Source organism: Rhodococcus sp. NCIMB 12038, from assembly GCF_002165735.1.
Classification (GTDB): Bacteria; Actinomycetota; Actinomycetes; order Mycobacteriales; family Mycobacteriaceae; genus Rhodococcus_F.
Map to the genome: position 1 here is coordinate 59546 of NZ_NHML01000023.1, position 12584 is coordinate 72129.

Consider the following 12584-nt stretch of genomic DNA (forward strand, 5'->3'; position numbering starts at 1 on the left):
TATTACATTGCGTGATGACTGAGACACCACTTCGCAGCCGACTCCGGCTTCCTCGTCACGAGCACCTCACGCTCCACCAACTTCCCCCACCCCGCACAGCCCGAAGGCAGGATTGCATCATGCCCCTCGAAAAGTCTCTCTGGCCGGCGACACCGAGCTCAGGCGTCCGCGACATCACCGTCGGCGACCTGCTGCGAGAGGCCACGTCGGCGGTACCCGACCGCCTCGCCCTGGTCGACGGATCTCCCGATCCGGCCGACCGGCGAGAGTGGACGTACCGTCAACTCCTCGCCGACACCGAGAAGGTAGCCAGGGCACTGCTGGCCCACTTCGCGCCCGGAGACCGGATCGCGATCTGGGCGCCCAACAGTGCGGAGTGGGTAATCCTCCAGCAAGCGATCGCGATGGCCGGGATGGTGGTGGTGGGCGTGAACCCCGCTTACCGCGCCCACGAACTCGAGTACATCCTTCGCCAGTCCCGCTCGGTCGGGCTCTTCTACCGGGAAAGCTATCGCGGCGCGGACCTCACGGCGGTCCTGGCGGAAGTACGGCCGTCACTCCCCGAACTCCGCATGGTCGTCACACCGAGCGAGTGGCAGTCCTTCATCGCGACCGGCGACCCGGCAAGTGAGTTACCCACTGTCGCACCTACCGCGCCGGTGCAGATTCAATACACCTCCGGAACCACCGGTTTCCCCAAAGGCGCACTGCTGCACCACAAAGGAATCGTCAACGAAGCCACGTTCGTGTTCGAGCGTGCCGGGCTGGTGGACCACGTCGTCTGCGTCAACGCAATGCCGATGTACCACATCGGGGGCGGTGCTGTAACCGAACTCGGGACGTTCGCGGCGCACGGGACCTTTGTGGTACTACCCGGCTTCGACGCCGCACTCATGCTCGAGATGCTCGAAACCTACCGCGGAACACACTCACTGATGGTTCCGACGATGCTCATCGCGCTTCTCGAGCACCCGGACCGCGGAACACGCGACCTGTCGAGCCTCCACACTGTGCTGTCCGGCGCGTCAGCAGTTCCCCAGGCACTCGTCGAACGGGTGCTCGACGAACTCGCCTGCCAAGTCACGATCCTGTTCGGGCAGAGCGAGATGCACGGCGTCATCAGCCAGACCCGAGTCACCGACGATCCTGCCGATCAGGCCACCACCGTCGGACAGCCACTGCCGGAACTGGAAGTGAAGATCATCGACCCCGTCTCCCAGGAGATTGTCCCGATCGGTGAGCAGGGCGAAATATGCTGTCGCGGCTACCAGACGATGCTCGGTTATTCCGAGATGCCCGACGAGACCGCCGCCACCATCGACGCCGACGGATGGCTGTACATGGGTGATCTCGCAACGATGGACGAACGAGGCTTCCTCCGCATCACCGGCCGTCTCAAAGACATGATCATTCGAGGCGGCATGAACATCTATCCCCGTGAGATCGAAGAACTGCTGTTCCGCCACGACGACGTTGCCGAGGTTGCGATCGTCGGGGTTCCCGACACCCGATGGGGCGAGCAGATCGGCGCCGTCGTGCGACCGGCGGACCCCGCGAACCCACCGAAGCCGACCGAATTGAAAGCCTGGTGCCGCGACCGAATCGCGGCCCACAAGACGCCGTCGCTGTGGTACTTCACCGACGCACTCCCCATGACACCGTCCGGGAAGATCCAGAAATTCCGTGTGCAGCAGGAAATTGCGTCCGGAGTACTCACCGCCGCAGACCTCGATACCCAGACGGCTCCGGAGTCACTGTCCAACAGCTGACCCGGACTCACCTACTCTGCTGCCACCGGACCGTCCTCCGGCTGATCGGATTCACGACGCGTTTCGATCAACGCCAACAAACGCAAGCCTGAGTTCGAAGCGGGTGTTCGCGTTCTTGGCATCGATCCCGAAACGCGTACACCACGGCATCGGCTTCCATTCGCTGTGAGCGATAGCCACCGTGACGTCGGTGAGCCTCGTCGGCGCGCGGTGGCGACCCCCTCGGCCACCGCCAGGCTCCCCTCTCCGCCGAGCCCGGTACTGGTCGACGAACGGCGTCAGGTCGAGCGGTGGCCGGCGAGCGCGAGCAGGGTACGCAGGTGCGCCAGCGCAGCGTCGGTCCGTTCCGGGTCGGCGATCGACAACTGCTGGAAGACCAAGCCGTCCAGGGCGGCGAAGACGAGGTGCACGAAGTTCTGGTCGAAGTCCATTTCCCCGCATGCCAGCTCGTCGGCGAGGGCCTGCTCGAAGGTCCGGTACAGCGACTGAACGTGTGGCCGCAGCTCCGGCCGCCGCCGTGATTCGAGAATCAGTTCGTACTGGAACGCGAGATCGTGGGGAAGCGTCTGCACCATCTCCACGATCCCGTCGAAGAGCGCATCGAGGTCCCCGCTTCCCGGCCGTGCGCTGATCGCCGGCACGCTCTTGGCGAGCGAGTACTGCAGCGCCTCCTCGAGCAGAACATCGCGGGTACCGAAATGGTGCGCGACGAGACCGTGCGCTACTCCGGCCTCGCGGGCGACCGCGCGGTAGGTGAGATTGCGCAAGCCCTGTTCGGCACCCACGCGCACCGCAGCTGCGAGAAGCGCCGTCCGCCTCTCGCCATAGCGCAGCGCCGGGCGCGAGTCGGCCGATTCGACGGCAGACATGCCGCTCCTTTCCATGAGCATCGAGAGCCATGACGCCGGTGTCTCGCACCGCCCGGCAGATCCGGGACGCCCAGCTGTGACGGCTGCGGTCTGCGTGTCATGAAGGTTACGGCAGGTATCCATCCGGAAGAAACCATAGTTGTCCACTTGACCAACTTGGCGCGATGGGGCATATTTGTGCCACCGCTCACACTTGTCCACTTGGACATGTTTCTTGCACCGCTGTCCCTGACACCTCCTCGTGTGCCTTTCGCCCTGCTCATTCGCTTCCAGGAGAAACACCATGAACTATGACACCGATGTGATCATCGTCGGCGGCGGCTTCGCCGGAATCACCGCCGCCCGTGAACTCACCCAACGCGGAATCACCGCCACGATCCTCGAGGGCCGCGACCGGCTCGGCGGGCGCACCTGGACCCGCGACAGCGCCCTGGGCCGGAAACTGGACATCGGCGGCACCTGGGTGCACTGGACCCAGCCCCACGTGTGGGCGGAGATCGGCCGCTACGACCTTCCTCTGGTGGCGAGCCCAGCCGCCGAGCGCGCGCTGTGGCGGGCCGAGGGTGAGGTCCGCACCGGCACCGCCGAGCAACTGTTCGCCCTCCTGGATCCCGGCATGACCGGGGTTCTGGCCGGCTCGGCGGAACTGCTGCCCAACCCGTACCGATTCCGGCCCGTCGGTGACGAGCTCGAGGCACTCGATCACTTCACCATCGCGGACAAGATTGCCGCGCTGAACCTCGATGAGGAACAGCACGACCTGGTCGAAGGCTTCTGGGGCCTGTCCTTCAGCGGCCTGCCCGAGGTCGGCGCCTACACCCAGGCGCTGCGCTGGTGCGCGCTGACCGGCGGAAACTGGCAGCTGATGTTCGAAGCATGCGCCACGTACAAGCTGAAGAACGGAACCAAGTCGCTCCTGGACGCAATCGCCGCCCAGTCCACCGCCGACGTGCAGTTCAACTCGCGAGTCACCCGGATCGAGCAGGATGACGACGGCGTCACCGTCACCGTCGACGACGGCCGGACCCTGAAGGCACGCAAGGCGATCGTCACCCTCCCCCTGAACGTGCTGAACACCATCGAATTCAGCCCGGCGCTGCCCGGCGACCTGGTCTCGGTCGCCACCGAGGGTCAGGCCTCGACCGGGGTGAAGGTATGGGTCCGCGTCAAGGGTGACCTCGACAAGATCGCCGGACTCGGCCCCAGCTCCTGCCCTCTGAACTTCTTCCAGTACGAGTACGACATCGACGGCGACAGCCTCATCGTGGCGTTCGGCTCCGACTCCACGCGCATCGATGTCACCGACCGTGACGCCATCGAAGCCGCTCTGCGCGAATGGATCCCCGACCTGGACGTGGTCGCCGTCGACGGACACGACTGGGTCGCCGACGAGCTGTCCGGACAGACCTGGCCGATGCTGCGACCCAACCAACTCGCCGCCGTCCAGGACGCCGCCGTCACCGAACACGGCCACATCCGCCTTGCCGGCAGCGATTACGCCGAAGGCTGGGCCGGGTTCATCGACGGCGCGATCGAGAGCGCCAAGACCGCCGCAGCCCGCATTCTGCCCGAACTGGCCTGACCCACACCACCCCTACTCTCCTCAACAAACCCAAAGGACCCCTCATGTCGTACTGCGCCGAACTGGTCACCTTCACCCTGACGACGAGCGACGAAGAATTTTTCGCGCTCCGCAAGGCAGCGATCACCGAAGTCAAAGCCGCCCACCCGAAATTGCTGTCGGTCCCCTTCTGCGCCAAACGCGCCGACGGCAGCTGGGTCGATCTGTGGATCTACGAGAGCGAGGAGGCCGCCGACGCCGCCAACGCCGACGCCGCCAACCTCCCCGAGTTCATGAAGATGTTCGCCGTCATCGACGGCGTCGAAATCGAAGTCACCGAATACCCCGAGTCTGCCGTCAGTCCGCTCGCCTGACACCACCGCCCACCCACTGCGAGGAAAAGCCATGAGCGAGAACCCTTCCGGAACACAACACCAATTGCACAAAACACTGCGCTGGTATCACGGTTTCATGCTCGCGCTGCCGATCGCCGCCGGGTTGTTCGTCTCGGTCGGATACGTCATCGGCGCGCTCGGCGCGATTCCCGCCGCGGCAATCTGCGTGATCCTCTCGGCCGTCGCCCTCCTGCAGAACGAGATCTTCTCCGAAGTGGCGGCAATGTTCCCCGACAAACCCGGCGGCATCGCCATGTTCGCGACCGAGGCGTGGAAGCGGTACTTCGCCCCACTCGGGCCGCTCGCCGCTTTCGGCTACTGGTGCGGGTGGGCGTTGGTGCTCTCACTGGTCGGGTTGACCATCGGGTCGCTGGTGCAGGCCCAGTGGTTCCCGGACGCGACGTGGACGCTGTTCACCGTGGCCGGCGTCGCGTTCGGATTCCCGCACCTGGTCTCGGCGATCACGATCGTCGCGTGCACGGTGCTCAACGTCGCAGGCATCAAGGTTGCCGTCAGGTTCAACCAGATCATCGGTGCCGCATTCATCTTCGTCCTTGCCGTTCTCGCGATCGGCCCGTTCGTCACAGGCCAATGGCAGTCGGCGAATCTGACCTCCCACATCGACGGCGGCTGGAAGACGTTCGTCGTCTGGCTGTATGTCACCGCCTGGGCGATCTACGGCTCGGAGTTGTGCGCCGTCTTCGCACCCGAGTACAAGGACACCAGTCGCGACACCTCGAAGGCGCTGACGTCGATCGCACTGTTCATGGTCGGTGCGTACACGATCGTGCCGATCGCGACCACCGGCCAACTCGGCGAGGCTGTGATCACCGACAATCCCATCACCTACGGGGTGGCCAGTGTGCAGGCGATGTCCGGCGGTCTGTCCGGAGTCATCACCGCAATCTTGTGCGGTGCGTTGTTCCTGAGCATGGTCTCCTCGTCCGCCGATGCCGGCCGCGCCCTCTACGGCATCGCGGCCGAAAAGATGTCCATCCGCCAACTCGATCAGCTCAACCGCGCCGGTGTCCCCAGCCGGGCACTGTGGATCACGATGGCCGTCAACCTGCTGATCCTGATTGTCGTCGGCAACCCGGTCGCCATCCTCATCGCCAGCAATCTCGGCTACATTCTGGCGATCACCCTCGCCGTCAGTGGCTTCCTCCTGCTGCGCAAGGATCGTCCGCACTGGCCCCGCCCGATCCGGTTGTCGCGCGCGTGGATCCCGGTCGCGGCCGTCATCACCGCGTTCAACGCCTTCATCCTCGTCGTCGGCGTCCTCAACCCCGACCTCTCCCACGCCGGCGGCTGGAAGGAGGTGCTACTCGGGGTCGGATTGCTCTCGGTCGGTGTGCTCCTGTTCGTCTATCGACGCCTGGTGCAGGACCGCGTCCCGGTTCAGTGGCGCGACACCACTCCCGACACCCCGGTCGCAGCGGTGGCGCCTCCGTCGCCGGGGACGCTCCGCTGACGTGCTCATGTTCTCGAAAGGTGTTCCGCGTGGCCCGCTCCCCGAGCGGGCCACGCGGCTTTCCCGTGATGGCCACGCCTGAACATTCTGGTGCCGACGGCGTAGGGATTGTGTTTCGTACTATCCGGCGTCTGCCGACGCAGCCTGCTCGGTCGCCAGGAGCGTTTTGATGCGGTCGGTCGCGTCGAGGAGCGATTCCTCATTGACCGCTGCGGCGGATTCACCCGAGCGGTCCCGGGCAGCAGCAACGAGGCGCTCCTGGAAGCGCCACAGCGGGTCGTCTCCCCCGGAGTCCAGGCTTCCCTGCGCGCCCACGATCTTGTAGGCCCGGCAGTGGTTCCACAGGTTGCGGATCGTCTGCAGAAGAACAGGATTCGCGGCGGCCTCGTACAGGATCGACAGCAGGGCCTCGTCGTGGTCGAGGAGGGCGACCACGCGTCCCTCGTCGACGGCGGCGCGCATCAGCGTGAACTCTGCCTGCATCCGGTCGCAGTCCTCGACGCTGATCCGCTGCGCGCCGAGCCTGGCGGCCTCCACCTCGAGCAAGCGGCGCACGTCGTACACCTGCACCAACTCGGCGAGGGTCAGGCCCTTCACCACCGCCCCCCGGTGGGGCACGCGTTCGGCCAGACCGGCTTCCTCGAGTCGGCGGATCGCCTCACGCACCGGCATCACGCTGGTTCCCACCTGCTCCGCGAGATCGCGCACCCGCAGGCGGGCACCGGCAGGCAGATCCCCGTTCATGATCGACTCGTGAATCATCGAGTAGACCTGATCGGTCAGAAGTGTCGGCTCGGCGCGCTTGGACATGACCACAGATCGCATATTAACCGGCGATCAGATCTCCTCTTGTGTGATCTGTGATTACATTTTAGGCTGAGGTGAGACGCAGGCACCGCAGCAGCCCGCCCACCTCGGGCGATCCGCAAACACACGCCGTTCCGCCCGCACTGTGCACGCCAGCCGTAATCGGCTCGGGATCCACAACGGACCGGGGCTGCAGCTCGAGTTCCACGATCATGGAGGTTCCACCGATGTCCATCTCTACTCCCGTCGAGGACGTGACGGTACGCCGTGCACCCAGCTCGGCGCCGCTGATCACTGCGGCCGATCTTCCCCCGACCACGCATTTCGTCGACGGCGCGTTCGACGAAGCTGCTCCCGGCGACGTGTTCGATGTGATCGACCCCAGCTCGGAGAGCGTCATCGCGCAGATCCCGCAGGGCAGCGTCGCGGACGTCGACCGTGCGGTGAGCGCCGCCGCAGCGGCCGCGGAAGCCTGGGCACGCGTGGTCCCCAAGGAGCGGTCGGAGATTCTGCACAAGATCGCCGACCGGCTCGCAGCGAACGCCGACCTGCTCGCCCGCCTCGAATCGGCGAACGCCGGAAAGCCCCTCGCCGTCTCCCGTGACGATGTCGACGGCACCATCGACACCTTCCGCTTCATGGCCGGCGCCCTGCGCGCGACCACGTCCATGGCCGCCGGCGACTACGTCGAGAACCACCTGTCGGTGATCCTGCGCGAACCCCTCGGAGTGGTCGGGGTGATCACCCCGTGGAACTACCCCCTACTGATGGCCGCCTGGAAGATCGCGCCCATCCTCGCCGCAGGCAACACCCTGGTGATCAAGCCGTCCGAGCAGACCCCGCTGACGACCCTGAAGTTCGCCGAACTCGTCGCCGACCTGCTGCCCGCCGGAGTGCTGAACGTGGTCACCGGCCGCGGCTCGGTCGTCGGCGCCCGGCTCGCCGAGCACCCGGACGTGGACATGATCGCCCTCACCGGGTCGGTGGGCAGTGGCCGCGCTGTCGCCCGCGGCGCCGCCGAGACCCTCAAGCGGGTCCACCTCGAACTCGGTGGCAAGGCGCCGGTCGTGATCTTCGCCGACGCCAACGTCGAGGAGGCAGCTGAATCGCTGCGGGTTGCGAGCTTCTGGAACTCCGGGCAGGAATGCGGCGCAGCGTGCCGGGTCCTGGTCCACGAGTCGGTCGCCGACACGTTCGTCGAACTCTTCGTCGCGCAGGTCCGCGAACTCGCCATCGGCGAACCCGGCTCCGGGGACGACATCGAGATCGGCCCCCTGGTCTCCAAGGCCCATTTCGATCGCGTCGTCGGATACCTCGATCGCGCCGCCCAGCAGGGCATCCGGGTCGCCATCGGCGGAACGGCACTGGCCGGGACCGGCTACTTCGTGGCACCGACGGTGCTCGTCGACGTCCCGGACGGCGCCGAGTGCTCCCGTGAGGAGATCTTCGGGCCCGTCGTCACCGTCGAAACCTTCACCGACGAGGACGACGCCGTGCGCCGCGCCAACGACGTCCCCGTCGGCCTGTCCGCTTCGGTCTGGACCGAGAACGCGCGCCGCAGCCACGACATCGCTGCGCGGCTGGATTCCGGTACAGTCTGGGTCAATTCACACCTGGTGTTGGCCAACGAGGTCCCGTGGGGTGGATTCAAGGGTTCCGGTTACGGCCGCGACCTGTCGATCTACGCCCTCGACGACTACTCCCGCACCAAGCACGTCATGCACAACCACAGCCGCTGATTCGATCGGCACCACGAACCGACGTCAACGGTGCCGATCGAGTCCTGCCCAAAGTGTGCCGCCCACACGGGCAATCGTGTGGGCGGCACGCTCTTTTCCGGGATCCCGGTTCGAGCGGTGAAATCCTGTGATGGTCCGACGATGTGCTCGAAGGTTCAGGCTGACCGTGGATCCAGAATTCCCCGCACGGTAGACCGAGAAGTCCGGCACACATGTTCGAGAATGCGGAATGCGCTGTCGCCGTCGCGGGTTTCGACCGCAGCGACGAGGTCGGCGAGATAGCTCCACCGGGACAGTCCGTGCCCGACGGCGTCGCGTCATACACGTATTCGAGTTCGTCGATGCTCAACTCCCGCACCGACGCTCCACGGTAGGGCTCCGTGACGATCAGACCTGCTTGCTCGAGGCGCCGGAACGCCTCCCGGACCGGCATCACGCTGGTGCCCACGAGAGCGGCGACTCCCGGATCCGCAGTTGCGTCCCCGGCGTCCAGTGACCCTGCGCGATGTGTCCGCGCAGCGTCTCGTATACCCGGTCCGCGAGCAGGTTTGGCGAAGAAGTCTGCAGTGGAGTCGTTTTCATCTCTCGCAGAACGAGAGTATTCGGCCTGCCCATAAGGACCTCCGAGTTGTGGCGAGGTCGCCGGAGAGAGGTCACCGACGGTTCTGTCATTCCTGCCCGGTCGTGACCGAGTGCCACACCTACGCCCAGACAGTTCGTGAGCCGTACGGGATCTGGGGCGGTGCCACCGAGGCCGATCGTCGATTCTCGACCGCCCGCAGGTCGCGGCAGCAGCCCGGAACGAACACCGCAAGCGGAAGCGCCGCACGACGCCTGACCGTCTCCTCCCGCCACCCGAGGCCCGGACGGCAACAGCGTTCCGGGGACGCGGCAGACTAGGCGGAGCCACGTAGCGCATGCCTCCGGGCCGAGCATCGACCGGAGTTTGATCTGGGAGAGCGCGATCATCAAGTAGACCATCAGGATCGTGGCGCCCGACGCGTTGACGGGTGAATGCGAACGCCGTCGTCGGCGAGAAGTAGTCGAGCGCAACCCAGCCCAGCCCAACGCACAGCGCGGCCAGCAGCGCCCCGCGGGGAACTCCGTTCTTGTCCACCCGAGCGACCGAACGGGGTGCGTTGCTCTGATTGGCCAGCACGAACATCATGCGCGAGGCGGTGTACAGACTCGAATTCAGACAGGACAGCACCGCAACCAGGACCACCTCGTTCATGGTGTCCGGGCCGCCCGGGCTTCCCATGACGTTCAGCGCATCGACGAAAGGCGACTTGCCGACCTCGAGGCACCCCGTTCGGCAGCGGACCGTTCCGCGCTCAGCTGTCGGAAACCGCGCCTTCTCTGTCGCCGTGGGCCCCCCTGTCCGCGGAATGCTCCCGCTCCGACGACAGGTAGAGCTGAACGATCGCCTCGTTGTACCGCGAGAACACCGTCGCCAATTGCTGGAGATCCGCCTCGCTCCACTCGTCGAGCATGTCCGCAGTCCCGTCGAGGCGGCGGCGTCGCACCGCGTCCATCGCGCCGATTCCACGATCAGTCAGAGCGATGACACTGCGTCGACGATCAGTTGTTGCCGTCGTCCGCTTGACGAAACCGGCCTTCTGGACCGCATTGACCTGACGTCCAGTAGTCGACGGATCCAACCCGAGCGCGCCGGCAAGCGCGCTGATATCCATCGGACCTCGGGCATCGAGCATCCGCAGGAGAAGATAGCCCGCGCGATCGACCTCGACGTAGAGGTCACCGCGCCGGCGGATCATCTCCAGGTTCCGTACGAGCACCGCGGATTGAAATTCGATTGCACCCAGTACGCGAGTCTTCTCGAGTGCCTCATCGATCGGTTCGGACATCACTCACCACTCTCAATTTAGCTTTGAGCCCATTTATCGGTATCATACCGCTATCTAAAAATACCGGTACGATACCGGTATATTCTTGCTTAGCTCGTCACCCCAATTGGAGTCGCCAGTGCCCACATCCACAGTCACATCGAGGGTGCTCGATCGGGTCGCGCGACTGGACCCGGGCAGGGCCGCCTGGCGCAGGGCCGTGACAGCGACCGCAAGTCTCGGCGCTGCCCTGGTCGCCGGGTACGGATACTCAACCCTCATCGCGCCCGCGCATGGGGCAGCGTTGCCGATGATCACCAGCGGCGTCATGGCCATGCAGACTTCGTCTGCGATGGCACATCCAGTGTGGGCGACGCGTCTACGCGTCGCACTATGGGCACCGCTGTTCTTCGGTAGCGGACTACTGATCCACAGCGTTGCAACCGCTTTGGGCGGGATTGCGGTGGAGATCGTAGCCTTCGCTTTGATGACCTTCATCGCAGTGAGTGTCCGCCGCTTCGGTCCCGACTTCAGCGTTCTCGGACTCACCGGATGGACGGGCTTCTTCATCAGCGCCTTCGCGGCCCCGTCGCTCGCCGAGACTGTAATACTCCTCGGAGGGTTGCCCATCGCCGCATGCGTCACGTTTGCAGTCTCGATTCTGCTCCGGCCGCACCGTCCACAGAACGCACTGGCCCACGTGCTTCGAGCGTGGACTGCGCAGACCGACGCAATTCTCGCTGACGCCGAGGCAATACTGCGCCAGACGAACATGACCCGAAGACGCCGCGCAGCCCAACGGATCCTCAACCGGAGTCGGCACCTCACCGAGATCTCCCTGCTCGCCGATGGCTGGCTCGGACAGGCCGCCTCATTCCCGAAGACCACACCGCACAGCATTCGCAGCCATCTGTTCCGGATGCACACGGCTGTCGATACCGTCGTTCGCACTGCGTGCGACGCAGCCGACCGCCTCGACGACTTACGCGCCCGTGCCGTCCACGGCATCGTGTCCGCACTGGCTCGCCATGATTCCGACCTTGCCATCACCCGGTCGAACCAACTCCTCGACGGCCGCGAGTCCGTAGATCTGGCTCGCTTTGCCACCGACGCCATCGCGTTGGCCACACTTCGCAGAGACGACCCAACATCGGACGAGCACCTGCTCGTGGAATTCGTTCCGGCAGCATCCATGGCCCCCGACGGATCACTCGGCGGTTCCGCGAGCATCGCGCCGATGGTGAGACCACGAGGGGGTCCACGCACCGCGAGTTGGCATCTCGCAACACGTCAGGCAGTACAGGCCTCCCTCGCCGTCGCCATCGCGGCGGCCGCGGGACTCCTCCTGTCCGTTGAGCATTACACCTGGGCGGCCCTCACGGCGTTCATCATCTTCCTCGGCCCCTCGACCCGCGGCGACATCGCCGCGAAGGCCATCTATCGAGCCATCGGAACGTTGACAGGCATGGTGCTTGCCATTCCGATTGTACTTGCGACTGGCGCCCACCCCATCGTGGTGATCGGCATCGCGCTGCTGTGCTGTGCAGTCGGCTACTATCTGATGTCGGTGTCCTACGTCTACTTGATGCTCTGCACCAGCCTGGCGGTCTCCGAGATGTACAACATTATGGGACAGTTCAATTCGGATTTCGCTGCGATTCGCATCGCCGAGGTCCTGGTCGGGTCGATCGTCGCGGTACTCGTGGCCACCCTCGTCGTCCCAATCAGCACCACCGACGCGATCACCCATGCGCGACAACAGCTCTTCCGATCGATCCGTGAACTTCTGAACACCGCCGCAGACCATATCCACGACCAACGGCCGGTCGACCGCCACGAACTGCTGAGAATGGGCAAGTTGGTCGAAGAACACACGCGCCAGCTAGCCGTTGTCGCCGCGCCTCTGAGAGTGTTTCGCAGGGGGCGGTCGGCGATCGACATTCGTGTAGCACTCCGTAAATACGACGAATACTGCATACACACCCGTCGAGTGGTGAGCTCGCTTCCTGAGCACGGGGTGGGAGCGCTTGGAGAATGTGCCGACCTGCGCTGTCGACTACACGAGTCACTGGAAGCACTGTCCGAGAAATTGAGTATCGAGATGAAGCCGAAGAAAGCGAGCTAGT

At 65.0% G+C, this 12584-nt stretch carries 11 protein-coding genes and 1 pseudogene; 8 read left to right on the top strand and 4 right to left on the bottom strand.

All coding sequences use genetic code 11. The annotated features are described in order from the left end of the window. Positions 1–119 precede the first annotated feature (119 nt). Positions 120–1769 (top strand): AMP-binding protein, encoded by a 1650-nt coding sequence (locus CA951_RS29980; protein WP_087560310.1) that lies wholly within the window; start codon positions 120–122, stop codon positions 1767–1769. A 278-nt stretch (positions 1770–2047) separates the two neighbouring features. Here CA951_RS29980 and CA951_RS29985 read toward each other — a convergent pair whose 3' ends face one another. Next, positions 2048–2638 (bottom strand): TetR/AcrR family transcriptional regulator, encoded by a 591-nt coding sequence (locus tag CA951_RS29985; protein WP_087560311.1) that lies wholly within the window; start codon positions 2636–2638, stop codon positions 2048–2050. A gap of 283 nt (positions 2639–2921) precedes the next feature. On the opposite strand from CA951_RS29985, the gene CA951_RS29990 reads away from it, so the two are divergent. Genes CA951_RS29990 through CA951_RS30000 form a run of 3 tightly spaced genes read left to right on the top strand, consistent with a single transcriptional unit; the run spans position 2922 to position 6065 of the window. Continuing rightward, positions 2922–4220 carry an NAD(P)/FAD-dependent oxidoreductase gene (locus tag CA951_RS29990; RefSeq protein WP_087560312.1) on the top strand — a complete coding sequence of 433 codons (1299 nt, stop codon included), beginning with the start codon at positions 2922–2924 and terminating at the stop codon, positions 4218–4220. 44 nt (positions 4221–4264) lie between these two features. Beyond that, positions 4265–4573, top strand: coding sequence for a hypothetical protein (locus tag CA951_RS29995; RefSeq protein ID WP_087560313.1), 309 nt, complete (start codon positions 4265–4267; stop codon positions 4571–4573). A 31-nt stretch (positions 4574–4604) separates the two neighbouring features. After that, positions 4605–6065 carry an APC family permease gene (locus tag CA951_RS30000; RefSeq protein WP_087560314.1) on the top strand — a complete coding sequence of 487 codons (1461 nt, stop codon included), beginning with the start codon at positions 4605–4607 and terminating at the stop codon, positions 6063–6065. Between the two features lie 120 nt (positions 6066–6185). Here the strand turns inward: CA951_RS30000 and CA951_RS30005 are convergent, their stop codons facing one another. Beyond that, positions 6186–6875 (bottom strand): GntR family transcriptional regulator, encoded by a 690-nt coding sequence (locus CA951_RS30005; protein ID WP_087560390.1) that lies wholly within the window; start codon positions 6873–6875, stop codon positions 6186–6188. 224 nt (positions 6876–7099) lie between these two features. Between CA951_RS30005 and CA951_RS30010 the strand changes: the two genes are divergently transcribed. From CA951_RS30010 to CA951_RS30020, 3 genes are all read left to right on the top strand, one after another. Next, on the top strand, positions 7100–8611 hold the full coding sequence (locus CA951_RS30010) for an aldehyde dehydrogenase family protein (protein ID WP_179220361.1): 1512 nt from the start codon (positions 7100–7102) through the stop codon (positions 8609–8611). A gap of 212 nt (positions 8612–8823) precedes the next feature. Further along, complete coding sequence (locus CA951_RS44555; protein ID WP_256974148.1) at positions 8824–8985, top strand: hypothetical protein; 162 nt, start codon at positions 8824–8826, stop codon at positions 8983–8985. A gap of 256 nt (positions 8986–9241) precedes the next feature. Next, positions 9242–9511: a WhiB family transcriptional regulator gene (locus tag CA951_RS30020; RefSeq protein ID WP_256974149.1), complete on the top strand. Its 270-nt coding sequence runs from the start codon at positions 9242–9244 to the stop codon at positions 9509–9511. 172 nt (positions 9512–9683) lie between these two features. On the opposite strand, the pseudogene CA951_RS44560 reads toward CA951_RS30020, so the two are convergent. Together CA951_RS44560 and CA951_RS30030 are read right to left on the bottom strand one after the other, a co-directional pair. Continuing rightward, positions 9684–9872: pseudogene (locus CA951_RS44560) on the bottom strand (GABA permease); the annotation flags it as partial. Between the two features lie 73 nt (positions 9873–9945). Next, positions 9946–10479 (bottom strand): MarR family winged helix-turn-helix transcriptional regulator, encoded by a 534-nt coding sequence (locus tag CA951_RS30030; protein WP_087560316.1) that lies wholly within the window; start codon positions 10477–10479, stop codon positions 9946–9948. A 988-nt stretch (positions 10480–11467) separates the two neighbouring features. On the opposite strand from CA951_RS30030, the gene CA951_RS43570 reads away from it, so the two are divergent. Continuing rightward, positions 11468–12583 carry an FUSC family protein gene (locus tag CA951_RS43570; RefSeq protein WP_179220362.1) on the top strand — a complete coding sequence of 372 codons (1116 nt, stop codon included), beginning with the start codon at positions 11468–11470 and terminating at the stop codon, positions 12581–12583. Position 12584: the final 1 nt, after the last annotated feature.

Coding starts and splice junctions, on each gene's coding strand:
- CA951_RS29980 (WP_087560310.1), top strand. CDS start 120: ATGCCCCTCGAAAAGTCTCTCTGGCCGGCGACACCGAGCTCAGGCGTC.
- CA951_RS29985 (WP_087560311.1), bottom strand. CDS start 2,638: ATGTCTGCCGTCGAATCGGCCGACTCGCGCCCGGCGCTGCGCTATGGC.
- CA951_RS29990 (WP_087560312.1), top strand. CDS start 2,922: ATGAACTATGACACCGATGTGATCATCGTCGGCGGCGGCTTCGCCGGA.
- CA951_RS29995 (WP_087560313.1), top strand. CDS start 4,265: ATGTCGTACTGCGCCGAACTGGTCACCTTCACCCTGACGACGAGCGAC.
- CA951_RS30000 (WP_087560314.1), top strand. CDS start 4,605: ATGAGCGAGAACCCTTCCGGAACACAACACCAATTGCACAAAACACTG.
- CA951_RS30005 (WP_087560390.1), bottom strand. CDS start 6,875: ATGTCCAAGCGCGCCGAGCCGACACTTCTGACCGATCAGGTCTACTCG.
- CA951_RS30010 (WP_179220361.1), top strand. CDS start 7,100: ATGTCCATCTCTACTCCCGTCGAGGACGTGACGGTACGCCGTGCACCC.
- CA951_RS44555 (WP_256974148.1), top strand. CDS start 8,824: ATGTTCGAGAATGCGGAATGCGCTGTCGCCGTCGCGGGTTTCGACCGC.
- CA951_RS30030 (WP_087560316.1), bottom strand. CDS start 10,479: ATGTCCGAACCGATCGATGAGGCACTCGAGAAGACTCGCGTACTGGGT.